21 protein-coding genes are annotated in these 22,640 nt (G+C 63.1%); 14 read left to right on the top strand and 7 right to left on the bottom strand.

The genetic code is table 11. The features are described from left to right. Window positions 1-10 precede the first annotated feature (10 nt). The 4 genes from ACP15R_RS14450 to ACP15R_RS14435 all read left to right on the top strand — a co-directional run bounded on the left by ACP15R_RS14450 (window position 11) and on the right by ACP15R_RS14435 (window position 3,488). Window positions 11-682: an RraA family protein gene (locus ACP15R_RS14450; protein WP_424987134.1), complete on the top strand. Its 672-nt coding sequence runs from the start codon at window positions 11-13 to the stop codon at window positions 680-682. A gap of 38 nt (window positions 683-720) precedes the next feature. Continuing rightward, window positions 721-1,698, top strand: coding sequence for a C4-dicarboxylate TRAP transporter substrate-binding protein (locus ACP15R_RS14445; protein ID WP_424987133.1), 978 nt, complete (start codon window positions 721-723; stop codon window positions 1,696-1,698). A gap of 63 nt (window positions 1,699-1,761) precedes the next feature. After that, window positions 1,762-2,223, top strand: a complete 462-nt coding sequence (locus tag ACP15R_RS14440) for a TRAP transporter small permease (protein ID WP_424987132.1) — start codon at window positions 1,762-1,764, stop codon at window positions 2,221-2,223. Next, the gene (locus tag ACP15R_RS14435; RefSeq protein WP_424987131.1) at window positions 2,220-3,488 is read left to right on the top strand and encodes a TRAP transporter large permease; all 1,269 of its coding nucleotides are present in this window, start codon (window positions 2,220-2,222) and stop codon (window positions 3,486-3,488) included. Before ACP15R_RS14440 ends, ACP15R_RS14435 begins: the two co-directional genes overlap by 4 nt. A 38-nt stretch (window positions 3,489-3,526) precedes the next feature. Here the strand turns inward: ACP15R_RS14435 and ACP15R_RS14430 are convergent, their stop codons facing one another. Next, entirely contained in the window at window positions 3,527-4,459 is a 933-nt protein-coding gene (locus ACP15R_RS14430) for a LysR family transcriptional regulator (RefSeq protein WP_424987130.1), read from the bottom strand. 92 nt (window positions 4,460-4,551) lie between these two features. Here ACP15R_RS14430 and ACP15R_RS14425 point away from each other — a divergent pair, with 92 nt between their 5' ends. From ACP15R_RS14425 to ACP15R_RS14405, 5 genes are read left to right on the top strand one after another with little or no spacing between them, the layout of a single operon-like run. Continuing rightward, the gene (locus ACP15R_RS14425; RefSeq protein ID WP_424987129.1) at window positions 4,552-6,051 is read left to right on the top strand and encodes a CoA-acylating methylmalonate-semialdehyde dehydrogenase; all 1,500 of its coding nucleotides are present in this window, start codon (window positions 4,552-4,554) and stop codon (window positions 6,049-6,051) included. Window positions 6,052-6,077: 26 nt separating this feature from the next. Further along, window positions 6,078-7,355 carry a CaiB/BaiF CoA transferase family protein gene (locus ACP15R_RS14420; protein WP_424987128.1) on the top strand — a complete coding sequence of 426 codons (1,278 nt, stop codon included), beginning with the start codon at window positions 6,078-6,080 and terminating at the stop codon, window positions 7,353-7,355. Between the two features lie 23 nt (window positions 7,356-7,378). Further along, window positions 7,379-8,227 carry an enoyl-CoA hydratase-related protein gene (locus tag ACP15R_RS14415; RefSeq protein ID WP_424987127.1) on the top strand — a complete coding sequence of 283 codons (849 nt, stop codon included), beginning with the start codon at window positions 7,379-7,381 and terminating at the stop codon, window positions 8,225-8,227. Window positions 8,228-8,266: 39 nt separating this feature from the next. Beyond that, window positions 8,267-9,286, top strand: coding sequence for an enoyl-CoA hydratase/isomerase family protein (locus tag ACP15R_RS14410; protein WP_424987126.1), 1,020 nt, complete (start codon window positions 8,267-8,269; stop codon window positions 9,284-9,286). Further along, entirely contained in the window at window positions 9,283-10,884 is a 1,602-nt protein-coding gene (locus ACP15R_RS14405) for a GMC family oxidoreductase (RefSeq protein ID WP_424987125.1), read from the top strand. The genes ACP15R_RS14410 and ACP15R_RS14405 overlap by 4 nt, the downstream gene beginning before the upstream one ends. 114 nt (window positions 10,885-10,998) lie before the next feature. Here ACP15R_RS14405 and zigA read toward each other — a convergent pair whose 3' ends face one another. The 4 genes from zigA to ACP15R_RS14385 all read right to left on the bottom strand — a co-directional run bounded on the left by zigA (window position 10,999) and on the right by ACP15R_RS14385 (window position 15,160). After that, window positions 10,999-12,219 carry a zinc metallochaperone GTPase ZigA gene (gene zigA, locus ACP15R_RS14400; RefSeq protein ID WP_424987124.1) on the bottom strand — a complete coding sequence of 407 codons (1,221 nt, stop codon included), beginning with the start codon at window positions 12,217-12,219 and terminating at the stop codon, window positions 10,999-11,001. A 237-nt stretch (window positions 12,220-12,456) separates the two neighbouring features. Beyond that, window positions 12,457-13,122 carry a class I SAM-dependent methyltransferase gene (locus ACP15R_RS14395; protein WP_424987123.1) on the bottom strand — a complete coding sequence of 222 codons (666 nt, stop codon included), beginning with the start codon at window positions 13,120-13,122 and terminating at the stop codon, window positions 12,457-12,459. A gap of 4 nt (window positions 13,123-13,126) precedes the next feature. Then, a complete protein-coding gene (locus ACP15R_RS14390; RefSeq protein WP_424987122.1) occupies window positions 13,127-14,344 on the bottom strand; it encodes a DUF3419 family protein in 1,218 nt (405 codons plus the stop codon). A gap of 12 nt (window positions 14,345-14,356) precedes the next feature. Further along, window positions 14,357-15,160 carry a UDP-2,3-diacylglucosamine diphosphatase gene (locus ACP15R_RS14385; RefSeq protein WP_424987121.1) on the bottom strand — a complete coding sequence of 268 codons (804 nt, stop codon included), beginning with the start codon at window positions 15,158-15,160 and terminating at the stop codon, window positions 14,357-14,359. A 195-nt stretch (window positions 15,161-15,355) separates the two neighbouring features. On the opposite strand from ACP15R_RS14385, the gene ACP15R_RS14380 reads away from it, so the two are divergent. Then, window positions 15,356-16,651: a sulfite oxidase gene (locus ACP15R_RS14380; protein ID WP_424987120.1), complete on the top strand. Its 1,296-nt coding sequence runs from the start codon at window positions 15,356-15,358 to the stop codon at window positions 16,649-16,651. Between the two features lie 59 nt (window positions 16,652-16,710). After that, window positions 16,711-17,421, top strand: coding sequence for a c-type cytochrome (locus ACP15R_RS14375; RefSeq protein ID WP_424987119.1), 711 nt, complete (start codon window positions 16,711-16,713; stop codon window positions 17,419-17,421). Window positions 17,422-17,558: 137 nt separating this feature from the next. Here ACP15R_RS14375 and ACP15R_RS14370 read toward each other — a convergent pair whose 3' ends face one another. Beyond that, window positions 17,559-18,290 carry a hypothetical protein gene (locus ACP15R_RS14370; protein ID WP_424987118.1) on the bottom strand — a complete coding sequence of 244 codons (732 nt, stop codon included), beginning with the start codon at window positions 18,288-18,290 and terminating at the stop codon, window positions 17,559-17,561. Then, window positions 18,287-18,892 (bottom strand): RNA polymerase sigma factor, encoded by a 606-nt coding sequence (locus ACP15R_RS14365; protein ID WP_424987117.1) that lies wholly within the window; start codon window positions 18,890-18,892, stop codon window positions 18,287-18,289. Before ACP15R_RS14365 ends, ACP15R_RS14370 begins: the two co-directional genes overlap by 4 nt. 84 nt (window positions 18,893-18,976) lie before the next feature. Between ACP15R_RS14365 and ACP15R_RS14360 the strand changes: the two genes are divergently transcribed. Genes ACP15R_RS14360 through ACP15R_RS14350 form a run of 3 tightly spaced genes read left to right on the top strand, consistent with a single transcriptional unit; the run spans window position 18,977 to window position 22,595 of the window. After that, window positions 18,977-19,984, top strand: coding sequence for an ABC transporter ATP-binding protein (locus tag ACP15R_RS14360; RefSeq protein WP_424987116.1), 1,008 nt, complete (start codon window positions 18,977-18,979; stop codon window positions 19,982-19,984). Continuing rightward, window positions 19,981-21,075: an ABC transporter ATP-binding protein gene (locus tag ACP15R_RS14355; RefSeq protein ID WP_424987115.1), complete on the top strand. Its 1,095-nt coding sequence runs from the start codon at window positions 19,981-19,983 to the stop codon at window positions 21,073-21,075. Before ACP15R_RS14360 ends, ACP15R_RS14355 begins: the two co-directional genes overlap by 4 nt. Then, window positions 21,072-22,595 carry an ABC transporter substrate-binding protein gene (locus tag ACP15R_RS14350; protein WP_424987114.1) on the top strand — a complete coding sequence of 508 codons (1,524 nt, stop codon included), beginning with the start codon at window positions 21,072-21,074 and terminating at the stop codon, window positions 22,593-22,595. The genes ACP15R_RS14355 and ACP15R_RS14350 overlap by 4 nt, the downstream gene beginning before the upstream one ends. Window positions 22,596-22,640 lie beyond the last annotated feature (45 nt).

The following is a 22,640-nucleotide window of genomic DNA, read 5'->3' as shown; positions in this document are numbered from 1 at the left end:
GGAGGAGAAAATGCAAGACGCTGAATTGTTCCGGCGGATCAAGGCCGACCTGTTTACCGCCGTTGTCGGGGACATCCTCGACGAGATGGGCTTTCGGCAGCAATTCCTGCCGCAGGCGATCAAGCCGCTGGATCCGCAAAGCCGCATCGTCGGCCGCGCCATGACGGTTCTGGAATCCGATTACGAAGGTGCCAGTGGGCCGGGTCCGCTGTCGGACAAGCCGTTCGGCGTGATGTTCGAGGCGCTCGACAGCCTGCAGGACGGCGAAATCTATATCGCCAGCGGCTCGTCGCTGTCCTACGCGCTGTGGGGTGGGCTGATGTCGACCCGGGCGCAACATCTCGGGGCGGCGGGCGCGATCCTGAACGGCTATGTCCGGGACACCGCCGAGATCCGCAAGCTGGGCTTCCCGGTTTTCTCGCAAGGCAGCTATGCCCAGGATCAGGGCGTGCGCGGCAAGGTGCTGGATTACCGGGTGCCCCTGACGGTGGGCAATGTGCGGATCCTGCCGGGCGACCTGATCTTTGCCGACGAAGAAGGTGTGCTGGTGATCCCGCGCGCCGCCGAGGCCGAGGCGATCGAGCGGGCCCTGCAAAAGGTCGCGACCGAGAACCAGGTGGCCGAGGCAATCCGCAACGGCATGAGCACCGTCGAAGCCTTTGAAACATTCGGTGTCATGTGACGCCGCAATCCCCGCGCATCCACAGGAGGAGACACATCATGCGCCGTTCAATCAAGACAGCAGCCCTGGGCCTGACACTGGCCGCGGGTCTTGCGGGCACCGCGCTGGCCGAGGTGACGATCAAGGTCGCCTATGAAAACAACCCCGGCGAGCCGGTGGACCTGGTGGTCAACAAATGGGCCGAAACCCTGGCCGAGCGCAGCAATGGCGAGATCACGCTGGAACTGTATCCCAGCTCGCAGCTTGGCTCCAAGCAGGACGTGACCGAGCAGGCGCTCCTGGGGTCGAACGTTGTCACCATCACCGATGTGGGCTTTCTGGCCGATTTCGTGCCGGATCTGGGCATTCTCTTTGGTCCCTATCTGAGCGAGAGCCCCGAGGCGTTGTTCGCAATCTACGAGAGCGACTGGTTCAAGGCGAAAGAGCAGGAACTGGCCGACAAGGGCGTGCATGTGGTGATGACCAACTATCTCTACGGCACGCGGCACCTGATCGCGACCAAGCCGGTGCGCACGCCCGAGGATCTTCAGGGCCTCAAGATCCGCACCCCCAACAACGTGATGCAGATCAAGGCGATCGAGGCGATGGGCGGCACCGCCACGCCGATGCCATTGGGCGAAGCCTATACCGCGCTGTCGCAGGGCATCATCGACGGGGTCGAGAACCCGCTGGCGGTGATCTATGGCGGCCGGTTCCATGAAGAGGCCAAGTATCTCAACATGATCGGCTATTTGCTGAACACGTCGGTCTTTATCGGCGGCGAGGCGTTTTTCGCCAGCCTGAGCGAGGAAGAGCGCGCGCTGATCCATGAAACCGCACATGAGGCCGGTCTCTACAGCCAGCAGCTGGCCGAGCAGAACGACGCCGAGGTGATCGCCAGGATGGAAGAGGCCGGGGTCGAAGTGATCTATCCCGAGGTCGGCCCCTTCCGCGATGCCGCGATGGCCGTCTATGGCGAGTTTCCCGAGTGGAGCGACGGTCTCTACGAAGAGATCCAGTCGCAACTCAGCAACTGAATACCGGGCGAGGGGGCCATGCGGCCTCCTCGCCGCTTGCATGCCAGGTAGGAGGACACCCGGATGATCGGATGGTTGCTGCGCATCGCGCTGTTTGTGCCGGTGGCGTTTCTGGTGCTTGCGACCGGATATGCGGTCGTGCTGCGCTATTGGGCGGGCGCACCGCTGCATTGGATGGAAGAGGCCTCGGGCATCGCGCTGATCTGGATCGTGATGGTTGGCGCCATCGCCGCCGAACGCGATAACGAACAGCTCAGCATCCCGATCTTTGTCGACAAGCTCTCGGGCCGTGGCCAGCTCATCGTGAAAGTCTTGGTTGGCGCGCTGTCGGTGGGGCTGTTGGCGCTGTTGGCCTATTACGGCGTGACCCTGGCGGAAAAGGTCGCCTTCAAGCTGACCGGCGTTCTCAAGATCTCTTGGTACTGGATCGACATTGCCGTGCCGGTCGGGTTCGTCGGCATAATATTGTGTTATATCGCGGCTGCCTGGCGGGTGGCGCGTTCCGCCAAGGAGACCCGAGAATGAGCTGGGCGATCATCCTGCCGATCATGCTGGCGCTGTTCGCGCTGAACATGCGGCTGTATCTGGGCATCCTGGCGGCGGTGGTGCTGTATTTTCTGTTCTTTGCCACCATGCCGCTGGAAATCGCGGTCCAGCGCTTTATCGCCCCGTCCCAGAATGCGTCGCTGCTGGCGATACCGTTCTTCGTGCTGCTGGGCACGCTGTTGTCGCGCTCGGGCATCGCGGAACGGGTGGTCGATCTGGCACTGATCCTGGTCGGACGGATGCGCGGCGGCCTCGCCGTGGGCAATATCCTGGTCAGCACCCTGTTGGGCGGGCTGAGCGCGTCGAACCTCGCGGACAGCGCGATGCTGACGCGGATGATGGTGCCCGAAATGGAAAAGCGCGGCTATGGCCGGGCCTTTTCGGCCGCTGTCACCGCGACCGGGGCGCTGGTCACGCCGATCATTCCGCCGGGCATTGCGTTGATCATCTATGCGCTGATTGCCGATGTTTCGGTGGCGGCGATGTTCATGGCGGGGATCGTGCCCGGCCTGCTATGCGCCCTGTTCCTGATGGGGGTGAGCTATCTCATCTCGGTCAAGCGCGGCTATCGCCCGGCGCGCAGTCAGGCGGCGAGCGGACGTGAAACCATCGGCACCGTGGTCGGGGCCTGGCCGGCGCTGCTGCTGATCGCGATCATCATCGGCGGCATTCGATTTGGCGTCTTTACCGCCACCGAAGCCGGTGCCATCGCGGTGCTGCTGGTGATCGTGGCGGGCGTGCTGATCTATCGGCAGATGGGCGCGCGCGACATCCTCGAAGCGGTGTTCGAAGCCAGCAAATCCACCGCCTCGGTGATGCTGATAATCATGGCCAGCGGGGCGCTCGGCTGGGTGTTCTCGGTCGAAAAGGCCGGGGTGGCGCTGGCCGATTTCATCACCGCGCAGACCTCGAACCCCTATATGTTCTTCCTGATGGTCAATGTCATCCTGCTGTTGCTGGGCATGTTGATCGAAGGCACGGCGCTGCTGATCATCCTGGTGCCCTTGCTCAAGCCGACCCTGGCGACGCTTGGCATCGACCCGGTGCATTTCGGCATCGTGATGATCCTCAACCTGTCGATCGGGACGCTGACGCCGCCGGTGGGGACGGTGATGTTGCTGGTGACCAACCTGTCGAAAACCGGGATCGCCGAATTCAGCCGCGAGGCCCTGCCGTTCTTTGGCGTGCTGTTGCTGGTGCTGGCGCTGGTGGTGCTGTTTCCGGTGCTCGCGATCGGATTGTAGTGGCGGCAAAAAACGCCGTTCGCCGGGGGCGCGCGGCCTTAATCCTCGCTCCAGACCGTACGCAGTGCGTCAAAGGCGGCGACCACGTTGGGATCGTTCTTGCGCGCGGCAAGCGCCACAAAGCGCAGCGAGGTCAGGATTTCCACCTGGTCGGCGATGGCGATGCCGCGCGTCTGCCGTTCATCCAGCGCGATCGATTCCCGGCACAGGCTGAGGCCGACACCGGATCGTACCATGGCGAGCATCGATGGTTCCTGATCGACGAGGCAGACCTGGGTGGGTTCGCATCCGAGGCCGGAATAGATCTTGGTGAGCAGACGTGAATGCACCGAATTCCGCGGCGTTCCGATCCATGGCAGCGCCGCAAGCTGGCTCCAGTCCTTGCCGGTGATCCGTCTTTCCCACCCGGCGGGGGCAATGATTCGATATTTGAACCGGGTCAGTTCCCGCTGGTAAAAGAGCGAACCATGCCCATCCGGGTCGACCGAGGCCGGGGTTTCGAACTCTTCAAGCCCGCCGAGGAAAAAGCCGACATCCACCGTCCGGTCGCGCAGCCAGGTGATGACATCGCCGCTGATGCCATGCACGAGCTTGGTTCGCAGGTCGGGAAACCCCTCTACAAGTGCCGCCAGAAACGTGCCGAGGCGGATGAACTCGGGGTCGACTATCGTCCCCAGCCGCAGCGTGCCGCGCACGTTGCCGTTGATGCGCCGCGCGGTCTGGCCAAACTCGGCAAGGGCGGACTGCACCTTTTCCGCTTTTGAAACAAGGGCTTCGCCATCGCGGGTCAGTTCAAGCCCCTTGGGGCCACGATTGAACAGGGTCAGCCCGGTATCCTCGGACAGGCGTTTCAATTGCAGGCTCACGGCGGGTTGCGTCAGGTTCAGCTTCTTTGCCGCGCGCGACACGTTGCCTTCCTGGGCGACGGCGACAAAGGCGTTCAGTATGCGGATATCGTTGATGGGTCTCATATTAACGACGCTTATATCATGTCTCTTCATTAGTCATTGGATTTTTACGTGGCGTTAACCGAAAACAACGCGAACCCAAAAAGGAGGCATCCATGACAACGACCGAAATCGGCCACTATATTAATGGAGAAGTGTACGCCGGAGCGCGCACCAACACGCAGGACGTGTTCAACCCGGCAACCGGGGAAGTGACCGGCAAGGTCGACCTGGCATCCGCAAGCGACGTGGACAAGGCGGTGGCGGCAGCCAAGGCAGCGTTCCCGGCCTGGTCGAACATGCCGCCGATCCGCCGCGCCCGCCTGATGAACAAATTTCTTAATTTGTTAAACGAAAACAAGGACAATCTGGCCCGCGCGATCACCGCGGAACACGGCAAGGTCTTTACCGACGCGCGTGGCGAAGTCGAGCGCGGCATTGATATTGTAGAATTTGCCTGCGGCATGCCGCAGCTGCTCAAGGGCGATTTCACCGACCAGGTGTCCACCGGGATCGATAACTGGACCCTGCGCCAGCCCCTGGGCGTGGTTGCCGGCGTGACGCCGTTCAACTTCCCGGCGATGGTTCCGATGTGGATGTTCCCGGTCGCGATCGCCGCGGGCAACACCTTTGTGCTCAAGCCGTCGCCGACCGATCCGACCCCGTCGCTGCTATATGCCAAGCTTATGAAAGAAGCCGGCTTCCCCGATGGCGTGTTCAACGTCGTTCAGGGCGACAAGGTGGCCGTCGACGCGATTTTGGAGCACCCCGATGTTCAGGCCGTGTCCTTTGTCGGTTCGACCCCGATCGCCAACTACATCTATGAAACCGGCGCGCGGCACGGCAAGCGGGTTCAGGCGCTTGGCGGTGCCAAGAACCACATGCTGGTCATGCCGGACGCCGACCTGGAAAAGGCCGTCGATGCGCTGATGGGTGCGGCCTACGGTTCCGCCGGCGAGCGTTGCATGGCGATTTCCGTGGCCACGCTGGTGGGCGATGTCGCGGACAAGATCATCCCGATGCTGAAAGACCGCCTGGCCGAGCTCAAGGTCAAGAACGGTGCCGAGCTGGATGCCGAGATGGGGCCGATCGTGACCCGTGCCGCACATGAGCGCATCACCGGTTACATTGCCAAGGGCGTCGAAGAAGGCGCGGACCTGGTTGTCGATGGTCGTGGTCATACGGTCGAAGGCCACGAGGGCGGCTTCTGGATGGGCGGTTCGCTTTTTGACAACGTCACCCCGGACATGACCATCTATCGCGAAGAGATCTTTGGCCCCGTGCTGGCCTGTGTCCGCGTCAAGGACTTTGCCGAGGGCGTGCAGCTGATCAACGATCACGAGTTCGGAAACGGCGTCAGTCTGTTCACCCGCGACGGCAACGCCGCACGTGAATTCGGCCGCAAGATCCAGGTTGGCATGGTCGGCATCAACGTTCCGTTGCCGGTGCCGATGGCGTGGCATGGTTTCGGCGGCTGGAAGAAGAGCCTGTTCGGCGACATGCATGCCTATGGCGAAGAGGGCGTCCGTTTTTACACCAAGCAGAAGTCCATCATGCAGCGCTGGCCCGAGAGCATCTCCAAGGGTGCCGAATTCGCCATGCCGGTGGCGAAGTAAGCCTGAGACAGGGAGGAGGGATCGCTATGCAGAAACCTGAAGACGAAAAACTGGAGGGCGGTCCTCTTTCCGGGATCACCGTGCTTGATTTCTCGCGCGTGCTGGCCGGGCCGTATTGCACCATGGTGCTGGCCGACCTGGGCGCGCGGGTCATCAAGGTGGAAAAATTCGGGACAGGTGACGACACGCGCGCCTTTCCCCCCTTTGTCGACGCCGAGAGCGCATATTTCATGTGCTTCAACCGCGGCAAGGAAAGCATCGTTCTGGATATCAAGTCGCCACGCGATCGCGAGCTTCTGGAACGGTTGCTGGATACGTCCGATGTGCTGGTCGAGAATTTCCGGCCCGGCGTCATGGACCGGCTGGGATACGGGGCCGAACGGCTCGCCAAGACCCATCCGCACCTGATCTATGCCTCGATCTCGGGCTTTGGGCATTCCGGTCCGATGACCGATCTGCCCGGCTATGACATGGTGGTTCAGGCCATGGGCGGGGTGATGAGCCTGACCGGTTGGCCGGGCGAGCGTCCGGCGCGCGTGGGCACCAGCTTTGGCGACCTGGGCGCGGCGCTGTTCGGCGTCATCGGCATCCTGGCGGCACTTTACAAACGCACCAAGAACGCCCAGGGCGAGCGGGTCGATATCGGCATGCTGGATTGCCAGGCGGCGTTGATGGAAACCGCCCTTGCGCGCTATGACGTCGAAGGTGTGGTGCCCACCCGCACCGGCGATTGCCACCCCTCGCTGGCGCCGTTCGAAACCTTCCAGGCGCAGGACGAGCGTTTTGTCATCGCGGCGGGCAACGATCAGCTGTTCCTGCTGATGGCCGATGCGCTCAAGGCACCGGAACTGGCGCTTGACCCGGCCTTTGCAACCAATGACCTGCGCTGCCGCAACCGGCCCAAGATGGTCGAGGCCATCGAAGCCGTGACCACGACCCGGCCGGTGCAGCACTGGCTGGACGCGCTGAACGAGGCCGGCGTGCCCTGTGCGCCGATCAATACGATCGACCGCCTGCTGGATCATCCGCAACTGGTGTCGCGCAACATGATCGTGCAGACCGAAGGGCGCAGTACCAAGCCGTTCCGCACCGCCGGCAATCCGGTCAAGCTGAGCGCTTACAAGGACATGGATCCACAACGGCCACTGGTCTCCCCGGCGCTGAACCAGCACCGCGAGGCGATCCTTGCCGAGGTCATGGCGGGGTCGGAATCCTATCTTCAGAATTCCACGGCCCGCGCCGCCCAGGACAATGAACCCCCGGCAGCGGGAACCTACTGGACCGAACTCGGTCTCAAGAACTGACAGCGTATTCCAGGAGAATCATTATGACGACCAACAAAGCCAAACCGAAACAAGCACCCGAAGCCGAAGCCAAGGCAGAAGCCCCCAAGCCGGTGCGCACCGCGCTCGAGGAAATCATCGTTGAACGCCGCGAAAGCGTCGGCCTGATCACCCTGAACCGCCCCAAGAGCCTGAACGCGCTGAACCTGCAACTGGCCCGTGAGGTCATGCAGACGCTGAAGCAGTTCGACGAGGATGACCGGATCGGTGCGGTGGTGATCACCGGAAGCCCGCGCGCCTTTGCCGCCGGGGCCGATATCGAGGAAATGGCGGAAAAGACCCTGGTCGAGCTGCTGGGCAACGATATTTTCGCCGATTGGGACCAGATGCGGTTCATCAAGAAACCGGTCATCGCGGCGGTCAGCGGCTTTGCCCTGGGCGGCGGATTCGAGCTGGCGATGCTGTGCGATTTCATCATCGCGAGCGAGGATGCGCAGTTCGGCCTGCCCGAAATCAAGCTGGGCATCCTGCCGGGGATCGGCGGTTCGCAGCGTCTGACCAAATCGATCGGCAAGGCGCTGGCGATGGACATGATCCTGACCGGCCGCACCATCGACGTGCACGAAGCCAAGGCCGCCGGGATCGTGGCGCGGATCGTGCCCACCGGGGACCTGCTGCAAACCGCGCTCGAAGCGGCGCACCAGATCGCCGGGCTGAATGCGCCGGCGGTGGCCATGGCCAAGGAATCCGTCAACCGCGCGCTTGAAACGCCGCTGTCCGAAGGTGTGCTGCACGAGCGCCGCCTGTTCCAGGCCGCCTTTGCCACCGAGGGACAAAAGGAAGGCATGGCCGCCTTCATCGCCAAACGGGCACCGGTGTTCCGCAACCGGTAATCACCGGTCTCGCCATCGCGCGCAGGGGAGGAGTGGCGCATGTCTTTTGTTGTATCTGAAATCCAGGGCAAGGCGGGTATTATCGGGCTTGATCGCCCGGCCGCGATGAACGCCCTGACCCTGGACATGATCCGCGATATCGACGCGGCCCTGGACCGGTTCGAGTCGGACCCGTCGGTGCAATGTGTCATTCTGCGCTCGAACCACGAGCGCGCCTTCAGCGCCGGCGGCGACATGCGGCGCATCCGGGAACTGGCCCTCGCGGGCCAGTTCGACGAGGCGGAACAGTTCTTTCGTGAAGAATATGCCCTGATCGAACGCATCGCCGGCCTGGCCAAGCCCTATATCGCCCTGATCGACGGCATATGCATGGGCGGCGGCATGGGGCTGTCGGTGCATGGCCGCTACCGGATCGCCACCGAGCGCGCGGTCTTTGCCATGCCCGAGGCCGCCATCGGCTTTTTCCCGGATGTGGGGGCGAGCCATTTCCTGCCCCGGATGCCGCATCAATCCGGCATGTGGATGGGGCTGACCGGTGCCACGGTGCGCGGGTTCGATGCCCATGGCCTGGGAATTTCCACCCATATGACGGTGGCGGAATCCCTGCCGAAACTGGTGAATGATCTGTGTCATTCCGATCAGGCGATTGACGATATCCTGCGCAGCTGGTGTGCGTCGCTGGGATATCAGCCCAGCGTGCTGATGCTGGCGGGGACGACGCTGTGTTTTGATCAGCCGACCCTGTGCAGCATCGCGGATTGCCTGAAGCGCCAGCAAACCAAACCGACCCAGCGGGCCCTCAGCGACCTTGCAAAAGGATCGCCGCGCAGCCTGCAAGAGACGCTGTCGCTCTTGCGCGAGGGCAAGGATCGTTCGCTTTCGGCCTGTCTCGCGCAGGAATTCGAAGCCATGCAACGTGCCATTCGCCATCCCGATTTTGCGGAAGGTGTCCGTGCCGTGCTGGTCGACAAGGACCACGCCCCGACGTGGCAATCGCGCAATTGCCGTGCGGAAACAGGGCTGACCCCGAATTATAAGAAAGAAAAGGTGAAAAAATGACCCAAAGCGCTGAAAACTTCGATTACATCGTCGTCGGTGGCGGATCGGCCGGTTGCGTTCTGGCCAATCGCTTGTCCGAGAACCCCAGGAACCGCGTGCTGCTGCTCGAGGCGGGGGGCAAGGACAACTATATCTGGATCCATATTCCGGTTGGCTACCTGTATTGCATGGGCAATCCCAGGACCGATTGGGGTTTTCAGACGGACGAGCAACGCGGCTTGAACGGGCGGGCGCTCAACTATCCGCGCGGTCGTGTTCTCGGGGGCTGTTCCTCGATCAATGGCATGATCTATATGCGCGGCCAGGCACAGGATTACGACACCTGGCGTCAGATGAACAATCCCGGCTGGGGCTGGGATGACGTGCTGCCTTATTTCAAGAAATCCGAGGATTTCTATGCCGGTGATGACGAGCTTCACAGTTCGGGCGGCGAATGGCGGGTCGAAGAACAGCGCCTGTCCTGGGAGATCCTGGACGCCTATCGCGACGCCGCCGAGCAGGCGGGCATCGCCAAGGTGGACGATTTCAACCGGGGCGACAACGAAGGTTCGGCCTATTTCCAGGTTAACCAATGCAAAGGGTGGCGCTGGAACACCTCCAAGGGTTTCCTGCGTCCGGCGCTCAACCGGCCCAACCTCAAGGTCGTGACCAATGCCCAGGCGCGCCGCGTGCTGTTCGAAGGCAAACGGGCGGTCGGTGTCGAGGTCGATCAAAAGGGCGGCCGTGTCCAGTACCGCACCAAGGGCGAAGTGATCCTGTCTTCCGGCGCGGTCGGCTCGCCACAGCTGCTGGAACTCTCGGGGATCGGCAACCCCGAGCACCTGCGCGACCACGGGATCGACGTGCTGCATGACAACCCGTCGGTGGGCGAGAACCTGCAAGACCACCTGCAACTGCGCGTCGCCTTCCGGGTGCAGGGGGTCAAGACCCTGAACCAGCGCGCGGGCTCCTTGCTGGGTCGCATGGGGATCGGCCTTGAATACATGCTGAAACGCTCGGGGCCGATGTCGATGGCGCCCAGCCAGCTGGGGATCTTTGCCAAGTCCGGTCCCGAGGTCGAGACCGCTGACCTGGAATTCCACGTCCAGCCGCTGTCGCTGGAGAAATTCGGTGATCCGTTGCACCCGTTCCCGGCCTTTACCGCCAGCGTCGTGCCGCTGCGTCCGAGCAGCCGGGGGTCGATCCACATCAATTCGAACGATCCCAAGGCGCACCCGTCGATCGATCCGAACTATCTGAGCACCGAGATGGACAAGCATGTTGCCGTGCGCGCCATCCGGCTGGCCCGCGAGATTGCCGGACAGGATGTGATGACCAAGTACAACCCGTCCGAGATCAAGCCCGGCAACGCCTATCAATCGGATGCGGATCTGGCCAAGGTGGCGGGCGATATCGCGACGACGATCTTCCACCCGGTGGGCACCTGCCGCATGGGCAATGATGACACGGCTGTCGTGGATTCGCAGCTCAAGGTCCGGGGCGTGGATGGTCTGCGTGTGGTGGACGCGTCGATCATGCCGACGATCACCTCGGGCAACACCAATTCTCCGACCATCATGATCGCGGAGAAGGCGGCGGATTTCATTCTGAACCACTGAGCCAAAGCGGTTGGTGCTCCGCAGGACATGGCAGAACGGCCCGTATGGCAATCGCCTGCGGGCCGTTTCGCGTCACCACCCGTGTCATGGTGCGAGGGCCGCGCGGCCCCCGGCTCAGGCCGCCTGCGCGGCGCGGCGCCAGACCGGGAAGGGATCGGGCAACCCGGCCCAGTCTTGCGGGGCAAAGCCCGGAGTTTCGCCCACCAGCGCCGCATCCAGCGCGGCGGTGATCGCCGCCTTGTCCATCCCGGCCCCGATGAATACCAGCTCCTGTCGCCGGTCGCCGAACGGTTCCTGCCAATGCTGTTCGAGATAGGCCACCGCCTGCGGGTGATCGGGCCAGCGATCGCGCGGCACGGTTGCCCACCACATTCCCATCGGCTTGACACTGCTCAGCGCCCCGGCAAGCGAAAATTCGGCGAGCCAGTCGGGGCGGGTGGCGATCCAGAAATGCCCCTTGGCGCGGATGACGCCGGGCAGGTCGCTGTTCAGCACGTCATGGATTTTTTGCGGATTAAAGGGCCGCCGCGCCCGGTAGACGAAAGACGACACGCCGTATTCCTCGGTTTCGGGCACGTGATCGGCAAAACCGTATAGCTCCTTGGCCCACATCGGATGCAGATGCGCCTTGTCAAAGTCAAAGAGACCGGTATCGAAAATGCGCTCTTGCGGCACCTGGCCGTAATCGGTTTCGACGATCTGCGCGTCGGGGTTCAGCGAGGCGATGATCTTGCGCGCCGCGTCAAGCCGTTGCGGACCGGCATCCGTGACCTTGTTCAGCACCACGATATCCGCGAACTCGATCTGATCGACCAGCAGGTCAACCAGCGTGCGCTCGTCCTCGTCGCCAAGGCTCTCGCCGCGGTCGCGGATGAAATCATGGCTGGAGTAATCCTTGAGCAGGTTCACCGTGTCGACGACGGTCACCATGGTATCCAGCCGCGCCACGTCGGACAGGCTGTTGCCGTCTTCGTCGCGGAAGTCAAAGGTGGCGGCAACGGGCAGGGGTTCGGAAATGCCCGTCGACTCGATCAGCAGATAATCGAACCGCCCCTCGGCAGCGAGGCGGCGCACCTCGTCCAGCAGATCGTCGCGCAGGGTGCAGCAGATACAGCCATTTGACATCTCGACCAGCTTTTCCTCGGTATGGCTCAGATCGGCCCCCCCGTCGCGCACCAGGTCGGCGTCGATATTCACTTCGGACATGTCGTTGACGATCACCGCAACACGGCGGCCGTCACGGTTGTTCAGAACATCGTTCAACAGCGTAGTCTTGCCGGCTCCGAGAAAGCCGGAGAGGACGGTGACGGGCAGGCGGTCGGCTGGCATGGGCATCGGCGTCTTTCACGTTATGTAATAATATTACGATATCTGTAACCCAATGCCGCGCCGGCGGCAATCGCGAAATGACAGGCCCGAAGTGACAGGGCGGCGGATCAGCTGTTGTAAGCCATGAACCAGGCCGGGTCGCGCGCGCGATGGAGACGCTGAACCCGTTGCCGGGCGTGACCGATGGCGTGCGCCCGCGCTTTGGGCTCCCCATCCACTTGCGAATGGAGGTTGCTGCCGTCCCTAGGAAGGGTTGGCGTGGCCGCCCGCCGCCCGCAATACCGCGTGCTGTGCATAGCCCCGATAGAGCGGACGGAACCGGGTTGTGGCGCCGGTCCCGGCCGCGATCTGCCCGAGCGCGGTCTGCAATCCGGTTCTGGGGGTCACGTGGAACCTGTCGAGCCAGCGATAGAGCGCGGTCTTGAACCAGCCGGGCAAGCCGTTCTGGTCGTGGAAATCCACCACGTGCAGCTCGCCTCCGGGGGCCAGATGCGCCGCTGCGGTTTCCAGCGCGCCGTGCCAGTCGGGGATCATCGAGATACCGTATGAAATGAAGATGCGATCGAACTTTGCCCGCCGGAACAAATGCATCCCGTCAAAGGTACAGGCATCTGCCTGGGCAAGATTGGCGCTCTGCCCGAGCGTATCCCGCGCGGTGGTCAGCATTTCGGCAGAGATATCCAGGCCATAAAACGCGGTGTCCGGATAGCGGCGGATCGCCAGTTGCAGGTTGCGCCCGGTGCCGCAGGCGATTTCCAGCACATGCGCGCCGGGTTTCGCATCGAGTTCGGCAATCAGCCTGTCGCGCCCCAGAAGGTAATATTTTCGGGTCAGGTCGTAGAACAGCCGCTGGTGACGATAGGTGCGGTCCATCAGCTCCGCATGGGTGGTTGTGCCAAAGTCGAGCATGGCGTTACCCCGCGAACCGATAGAGATGAAACGCCCCGTAGATCGCCGAGCGGTCGCGCGCGGTTCCCTGTGCCGAAGCCTCTGCGTCATACTGCCAGCGCCCAAGCAGTTCGGGCGCAACCCGTCCCGGCAGGATGTCGGCGCGGCCGCCGGTGCGAAAGATCACCCGCGCGCCGGGGCTGGCGGTTCGGGTGATCTCGCGCCAGAGCGCATTCAGTTGTGCGTCATTCATCCAGTCCTGCGCATCAAGCAGCACATAGCCCTGTTTCGAGCCGTCCGGTTCTTGCGCCAGCAGGTCGGTCAGGGACCGGTTCACGATGCCTCCCCGCCCCGCATGATCGCGCAGCGCCTGATAGTTGCGCTCTTGCAGGTAGGGGGGCAATGCCGCGTCGGGCGCGGGGTCATAGCCGCGCCCGAAAGCCTGCCACGCAAAGTAATTGTCGCGGATCGGGAAATCGCACATCAGCTTGCGCACCCGGTCGCGCAGCACCGGCAGGACATCGCCATCGCCATCGGCGGCGAGCTTGTCATACTGCGCCGGGGGAATGCCCAGACCGAACAGGGCGGCACGAAAGCCCGAGAGTTTGCGCACCAGCCACATGTCAAAGAGCGGCGCGACCCGGCTGTCGAAAAACGCCTGTTGCTCGGCCAGGGACCGCGCGGTCAGCAGCGGCGAGAACTCGACCCGGCCCAGCCGCGCGAGAAGATGCACCGCACCAAGGAAACGCCCGAGCGCGCCATGCCGGTAGACCCCGGAGCGAAACACCGAGATCCGACGGCTGAACAGATGCCGCCCCTCCCAGAACGCGCGCGTTTTCGGATCAAGGGCCGGGCGGATATAGTTGTCATACAGCGCCATGTTGCTGGCCATGTCGGCGCGTCCGAAGAATTGGTAGAATGCCGCATGGTCGGGCAGGCTGCGGGCCGCGGCGAGCTTGAGGCGGCCAAGCGCCACATGTGCCGGCGACAGGTCCACCGCCGTGACCGATGCGGGGCCGGCGGTCAGATAGGACATGAGGTTGCAGCTCCCGGAGGCGATGCAGACGAGATTGTCGCCCGGCGCGATCTTCAGCGCCTGCATGTCGACCACCGGATCCTCCCAGATCTGCGGATAGACCAGCCCGAGGAACAGCCGGGAAAACAGGCGTTCCAGCCAACCTGTCGCGGCGTCGCCATCCTGCAACACGGCGGCGTCCAATTGGATCTGGGCGGACTGACTCATGGGGTGGGCCTCTTATGCGTTTTCAAGTTTCTTGGTTTTGCTGCGCCGGGTCCGCCGAGCGCGGTGGCGTCTTTCGCGGGCCGAGCGTTCCCAGTCGAGCAGGATCAGGCGGCCATCCTCGCGTTCGACAACCGCGGTACAGCTCTCGACCCAGTCGCCGGTATTGACATAGGTGATGCCGTCGATGTCGCGGATCGCGGCACTGTGGATATGGCCACAGATCACCCCGTCATAGCCACCGCGCCTTGCCTCGGCGGAGAGCACATTCTCGTATTCGCTGATGAAATTGACCGCCTGTTTCACCTGGTGCTTGGCCCATTTGGACAAGGACCAGTATTGGCCGCCCCAGAGATGCCGCAGCCGGTTGGCCCAGGTGTTCAGCCAGAGCGTGAATTCATAGGCCCGGTCCCCGAGATGGGCGAGCCATCTGGCGTTGGTCACGACCGCGTCGAACTGATCGCCGTGGGTGACGAGATACCGCCGGCCGTCACGACCGGTGAAATCGGCGGTGCGCAGAACCTCGATGCCGCCGAAATGCGTGCCCAGGTAAGAACGCAGGAATTCGTCGTGGTTGCCGGGGATCAGGAATATCCGCGCGCCGTCATGGGCCTTGGCAAGGATCGCCTGCACCACGTCGTTATGGGCCTGCGGCCACAGGAACCCTTTGCGGCGGATGCGCCAGGCGTCGATGATGTCACCCACAAGGTAATAGCTGTCGGCTTCGTGGCTGTTGAGAAAATCCAGCAACAGCTCGGCCTGGCATCCGGGGGTGCCAAGATGGATGTCGGAAAGAAAGATCGTGCGGTATTTCAACATGCCAATCCGGGGTCGCTCGAGTCGCCGCAGATGTAGCGCGGCGGTTTGACAGATCCGTGACACCGTGCATTCGGGCGGATTTGGGCCCGTCGCGATTTTCTTGCATCCGCGTGGAATAAAATCCGCGCGCCGTACGTTTCTCCTGCAATTGATCTGGATCAAAGACACCCACGCCGGCACCCAAGGGAGGACAAGATGGCGCTTGATGATGACAAGAAACGCTCGGTTCAGGAGTTTTTCGCAAAAGACCCGGAAACCGCGGACAAGGCGTTTTTCGGACGGGTGGCCAACCCGGACCGGCGCGGTTTCCTGAAGCGGACCGGGCTTGCGACGATGGCCGCGATGGTTGGTACGTCGATCCCCTTTCACCGCAACATGCCGATCGGCTTTGTCCCCGCGGCGATGGCGCAAGAGGACGTGCTGGTGGGCAAGGACGGGCTGACGCTGTTGAACGACCGCCCGGTCAACGCCGAAACCCCGCCGGAGTTGCTGGATGATGCGATCACGCCGACCAACCGGCATTTTGTCCGCAATAACGGCATTCCGCCCGAGGACATGGACCCGGCCACCTGGACCCTGACCATCGACGGCTTTGTCGATACGCCGCTGACCCTGAGCATTGCCGATCTGCGCGAACAGTTCGAAGTGGTGACCATGGCGCTGACGCTGGAATGCGGCGGCAACGGGCGCGGCTTCTTTAACCCGCCGGCCAAGGGCAACCAGTGGACCTATGGCGCAATCGGCTGTTCCGAATGGACCGGGGTGCGGCTCAAGGACGTACTAGAGAAGGCCGGGGTTCAGTCCAACGTGGTTTATACCGCGCATTACGGCGCCGACCTGCACCTGTCGGGCAAGGCAGACAAGCTGCCGATCTCGCGCGGGATGCCGATCGGCAAGGCGCTGACCGACAATATCCTGATTGCCTTTGAAATGAACGGCGCTGCGCTGCACCCGATGAATGGTGCGCCGCTGCGTCTGGTGGTGCCGGGCTGGCCGGCCTCGACGGCGCAGAAATGGCTGACCCGGATCGAGCTGCGCGACCAGGTGCATGACGGCCCCAAGATGACCGGCACTTCGTATCGCGTGCCCGGCTATCCGGTGGCCCCGGGCCAGGACGTGCCGAAAGAGGATTTTGTCATCATCGAACGCATGCCGGTGAAATCGCTGGTGACCTTCCCGGCCAATGGGGCGGATACCGGCATGAGCACAGAGGTGCGCGGCCATGCCTGGTCCGGCGACCGGTCGATCACGATGGTGGAAATCTCGTCCGACTTCGGCGCGACCTGGATCACCGCCGAGCTTGACGACGCGGTGAATGACGGTGCCTGGCAAAACTGGCGCGCCGAAGTGACCTTTCCCAAGGCGGGGTATTACGAGATCTGGGCCCGCGCCACGGATAGCGAGGGTGTGATGCAGCCCTTTGCCATCGACTGGAACCCCAAAGGCTATCTGAACAATACGATGCACCGGGTTGGCGTGCGCGCCAGCTGAGTGTTCGGGGTGGCGCGGGACGTCACCCCATCCAAGCCCTGCTAGAAATGGAGACCCCCATGGCATTCGCAAACCTGCGAACCCTGACCGTTGCGGCCATCACCCTGGCCGCCGCCCCGCCCGCACTTGCCGATATTGACGCCGCGCTGGCCGCCGCCGACCCCGCAAAGGGCGAGCGTGTGTTCAAGAAATGCGCCGCCTGCCACACGGTCGAGCAGGGCGGCAAGTCCAAGGTCGGCCCCAACCTCTATGGTGTCGTTGGCGGACCGGTTGCCGCCGTTGACGGATTTTCGTTCTCATCGGCCCTGACCGACCATGGCGGCGACTGGAGCGTCGAGCGGCTGGACGCCTTTCTGGCCAAGCCGCGCGACGCGGTCAAAGGCACCAAGATGACCTTTGCCGGTCTCAGGAAGGAACAGGATCGGGCGAACCTGATCGCCTATCTCAACGGCTTTTCCGACGCGCCGCTGACGTTCGGCGCCACCGAGGCCGCGGCCCCGGCAGAAGAGGCTGCGGAAGAGTATGACTTCGGCGTGCTGTTCGATGCGCCGGGGGTCGAGACGACCTATTATGCCTGCACCGCCTGCCATTCCGAGATGATCGTGGCGCAACAGGGGCTGACCCGTGATGAGTGGGACGAGATGTTCGAATGGATGGTCGACGAACAGGGCATGGACGAGCTCGAAGAGCCCGACCGCGGCGAGATCCTCGATTACCTGGCGGCGCATTACAACACCGATCGCCCGAACTTTCCCGGTACGCTGAACTAGGGTGTTTCGCGTGCGTTAAAGAGTTTGACCGGTTACTGACGACAGGGCAGGGTCACCATGCCCCGAAACCGGCGCGGACCATCTGGCAGGGCCAGCGGTCTGTCGCCGGTTTTTGCGTTCCGACAGCGGGTTGATGGTCAGCCGAGGCAGGGGCGGCGATGCAATTGCGCGTCGGCCATCACTTGGTTGCTGCCTTGCGGGCCGGTCACATGTCTGAGATAGAGCGCAATCGCTTCGAACCGCGCCTGATCCATTCCGCTGGCAACAATCAGGTGCCGCAGATTGTCATCGCCGGTCCATTCCTCGACCTGATAGGTGGCGGGCCGGTCCGCGTTGTCCAGGGCAAAGCTTCCCCTGAAATAGGACAGGCGGCAACCGTTCCGGCCGGTGTAATGCGTGACCTGCCCGGCATCCAGCGTCCGCTGGGATACCGGCGTCAGGTTGGCCATGGACAGGTCCGGCGCCCGCGCGGGCATATCCGAACCGGCCAGCCGGATTGCGTCGCCCTGGGCCGAAAACGATTGTTCGCCAAATGCCGCGTGGATGTCCCGGGCCGTGGGCGCGCCGCTCTTGCCGATGCCGATCACAACCGCCAGTGCAATCGCCACCGCAACCGCGCCGCCCGCCAGCCACCGGCGCGGTGTCCGGTTGCTGTTCGCAGCTGCTGGCGGTGCCCCTCCGGGCGTGCGGGCGATGTCGGGGCGCAGCGCGGCAAGGCTGGCAGAGACACCCGCCACATCGCGCAGCGCGCTGGCCAGCGCGGGTTCCGAAACCAGTCGCAGGTCGACCCTGCGCCGGTCGGTCTCGCTCAGCTCATCGTCGTGATAGGCATTGAGCAGTTCCCAGTCCTTGTCGTTCAGCTCGCTCATTTCCCACGTTTCTCTGCAACACCGCGCGTGTCCGCACCGTTCACCAGTCCGAGCAGCGCCTTGCGCGCCCGGCTGACCCGGCTCATCACTGTTCCATTGGCGACATTCATCACAACCGCCGCTTCCGCATATTTCAGACCCATAATGTCCACAAGGCAGAGGACTTCGCGCATATCCGGCGACAGCTTGTCAAAGGCAAGCCGTACCAGGATGTCCCGCGCCGCGTCGCTTGACCCTGCTTCATCGGATAGACGTCTCTCGGCGGCCAAATATTCCCGGCGCACCCGCCTTTTGCGCAGTTCATCATAGTGCAGGTTGCGAATGACCCGGAACATCCAGGGGCGCAGCTCATCGATCCGGGTTGGCCGGTTGTCAGAGCGCAGCGCCCGTTCGATGGCATCCTGTATCAGGTCTTCGGCATCGCTCGCCGACGCGCAGATGGCGGTCGCGTAGGCCCGGAATTCGGGGAGCAGAATTTCAATGTCTGAGCGCGTCGCCATGACCCGACACTGACGCCGGGCCGGGCGCAAGTCAAACCGTGTAAAGACCGGCGCGCGGCGCGGGCATGGCGGAAAGGCCAGGAATTCGGCACGTGTATTCATCGGCTTATGCAGGCTTCTGAAAATTCTTGACAGGGCGCGTGAACCATTTCCTAATTGGTTCACGCTTCAGGAGGCTCGAATCGGATGCGGCAGACCCGATTGCAGGACGATGAACCATTGTTGCAGATACGGGATTTCAGGCTGCGTTTTCGCGGCCATGGCGCGCCGGTGGTTTCCGGCGTGAACCTGAGCGTCAGCGCCGGTGAAACCCTGTGCATCGTCGGCGAATCCGGTTGCGGCAAGAGCGTGACCTCGATGGCGATCATGGGGTTGCTGCCCCGGGGCGCGGCGCGGATCGAAAGCGGACAGATGCGATTTGACGGGCAGGGCTATGACCTGCGCCGCGACATCCTGCCGCCCTCGGCGCGGGGCAATCGCATGGCGATGATCTTTCAGGAACCGATGACCTCGCTGAACCCGGCCTTCCGCATCGGAGACCAGATCGCCGAGGCGGTGCTGTGCCACGATGACGTGAGCCGGGCCAGGGCGTTGGACCGTGCCGCCGAGATGCTGGCACGGGTCGGCATCCCGTCACCGCGCGCCCGGCTGCGGGATTATCCGCACCAATTGTCCGGCGGGATGCGCCAGCGGGTGATGATCGCGATGGCGCTGGTCAACAACCCCGCCCTGCTGATCGCGGACGAGCCGACCACCGCGCTGGACGTGACCATCCAGGCGCAGATTCTCGACCTGATCCGCGATCTTCAGGATCAGTCGCAGATGGGCACCATCATGATCACCCATGATCTGGGGGTGGTCGCCGAAATCGCCACGTCGGTCGCGGTGATGTATGGTGGCCAGATCGTCGAACGCGGCCCCGTGGCGCGAATTTTCGATGATCCACAGCATCCCTATACCATCGGGCTGATGGCTTCGATGCCTGCGCTGACCGGCGCGCGGGGGCGCCTGGCGACGGTGCCCGGAACGGTGCCGGGTATCAATGCCATGCCCTCGGGGTGCCGTTTTCGCACGCGCTGCCCCTTTGCCGCCGGCAGCTGCGCAGAGACTCCCGCGATGCATGATCTGGGCGCGGGGCATGGCGCGGCCTGCCATTTCGTGCCGCTCGATCAACATCTGGCGGTAAGCGCATGAGCGACACGATCCTTGAGGCCCGCAACCTGGTCAAACATTTCCTGGTCAACGCGGGGGTCCTGCGGCCGGGCGGCACGGTCCATGCTGTAGATGGCGTTTCGCTTGAGATTCGTCGGGGCGAGACCTTTGCCATCGTGGGCGAATCCGGTTGCGGCAAGTCCACGCTGGCGCGGCTGCTGATGCGGCTTTTGACCCCCACATCGGGCGAGGTACGCTTTGACGGCACCCCGATCAGCGGCATTCGCGGCAGCGACCTGCGCCAGTTGCGGCGCGATCTGCAATTCATCTTTCAGGACCCGTTCTCATCGTTGAACCCGCGCCTGACCGTGGGCAAGCTGATCGCGGAACCGCTGGAGCTGCACGCGCCCGAGTTGTCGGCGGCGCAGCGGCGTGGCCGCGTGGCCGATCTGCTGGCCAAGGTCGGGCTGATGCCGGACCATGCCGACCGCTATCCGCACGAGTTTTCCGGTGGCCAGCGGCAGCGTATCGGCATCGCCCGTGCGCTGGCTTCGGGGCCACGGCTGATCATCGGAGATGAACCGGTTTCGGCGCTGGACGTGTCGGTTCAGGCGCAGGTGATCAACCTGTTGGGGGATCTGGGCCGCGATCTGGACCTGACGCTGGTCATTATCGCCCATGACCTTGCCGTGATCCGCCACATGAGCGACCGGGTCGCGGTGATGTATCTGGGCCAGGTGGTCGAGACCGGCCCGACCGATGCGGTCTATGACACCGCGCGCCACCCCTATACCCGGCTGTTGCTTGAATCGATCCCGGTGGCCGAACATGGGGCGACCCGCAGGGCGAAACCGGTAACGGGTGAAACGCCCAGTCCGCTGAACCCGCCTTCGGGATGCCGGTTCCACCCCCGCTGCCTCCATGCGCAGGATCGTTGCAAGAGCGAAGCGCCGGTTCTGAACGATGGCGCGCACGGCGTGGCCTGCCATTTCTGGCGCGAGATTGCCGAAACCTCGCCCCGCGCCGTCCCCAAACCCCGCAGCAGCGGGGCGCAAACGCGGTTCGATCTCTACCGCGCCGCCACTGAAGGCGAAACGATCATCACAAGAAACCAACAGGGAAGCTCCGAATGACACATCTGAAAACCACCCTACTTGCCAGCCTGCTGGGCGCGACGGCCCTTGGGCTGGCGGCTCCGGCGATGGCGGCCGATCTGCGCATCGCGCTGCAATCGGATGCCGACGTGCTCGACCCGGACCAGTCGCGCACCTTTGTCGGGCGGATCGTTTATACCGCGCTGTGTGACAAGCTGGTCGATATCACGCCCGATCTGGAATTTGTGCCGCAACTGGCCACCGAATGGTCATGGTCTGACGATGGCACCGCCCTGACCATGAAGCTGCGCGAGGGCGTGACATTTCACGACGGCACAGCCTTTGATGCGCAGGCCGTGGCCGACAACATCACCCGCAGCCAGACAATGGAAGAAAGCCGCCGCAAATCCGAGCTGAAATCCATCACCAGCACCGAAGTTCTGGGCAGCCACGAGATCAAGTTCAATCTGGCCGGTCCCGATGCGACCCTGCTGGCGCAATTTGCTGACCGCGCAGGCATGATGGTTTCGCCCACCGCCGCGGCCGAGGCCGGTGCCGATTTCGGCCTGAACCCGGTTTGCTCGGGCCCGTTTGCATTTGGTGAACGTGTGGCACAGGACCGGATCGTGCTGAACAAATTCGCCGATTACTGGAACGCGGACGAGATCAGTTTCGACAGCGTGACCTATCTGCCGATCCCCGATACCACCGTGCGTCTGGCCAACCTGCAATCGGGCGATATCGACATGCTGGAACGTCTGGCGGCGACCGATCTGGCACAGGCGCAATCGAACGCCGAGATCCAGGTCGAAAGCGCAGTGTCGCTTGGCTATCAGGGTATCACGTTCAACATCAACAATGGCGACAAGGGCGACAACCCGTGGGGCAATGACAAACGTTTGCGCCAGGCGCTGAGCTATGCGATTGACCGCGAGGCGATCAACCAGGTGGTGTTCGAAGGGGCCTTTGCCGCCGGCAACCAGCCGGTGCCGCCGAATTCGCCCTGGTATAACAGCAACCATCCGGTGCCTGCGCGTGATCTTGAGAAAGCCAAGGCCTTGCTGGCCGAGGCGGGATATGCCGACGGGATCGACCTTGAAGTACAGGTGCCCAACACCACTGTGCCGCTTCAGCTGATGCAGGTGGTACAGGCGATGGCATCCGAGGCCGGGATCAACATCACGATCACGTCCAAGGAATTTGCCACCCTGTTGTCGGATCAATCGGCCGGTGACTATCAGGCCAGCCAGATCGGATGGTCGGGCCGTGTCGATCCCGATGGCAACAACCACCAGTTCGTGACCACGGGCGGCGGCATCAATGACAGCAAGTATTCCAACGCAGAGGTCGACCGCCTGATGAACGCTGCCCGCACCAGCAACGACCCCGCCGAACGCAAGGCCAGCTATGATGCCGCGCGTGACATCCTGAACGAGGATCTGCCGCGGATGGTGATGTACCACCAGACCTGGATCTGGGCGCTGGATGACTCGATCTCGGGCTTTACGCCCTATCCGGACGGGATGATCCGTCTCGAAGGCATGTCCAAGGCCGAATAATCTCTCTTGGCCCGCGCGCCCTGTGCGCGGGCCATCGCTCTGAAA

The sequence above is a fragment of the Microbulbifer sp. S227A genome, assembly GCF_049800935.1.
This window is presented reverse-complemented; position numbering and strand designations above follow the sequence as displayed.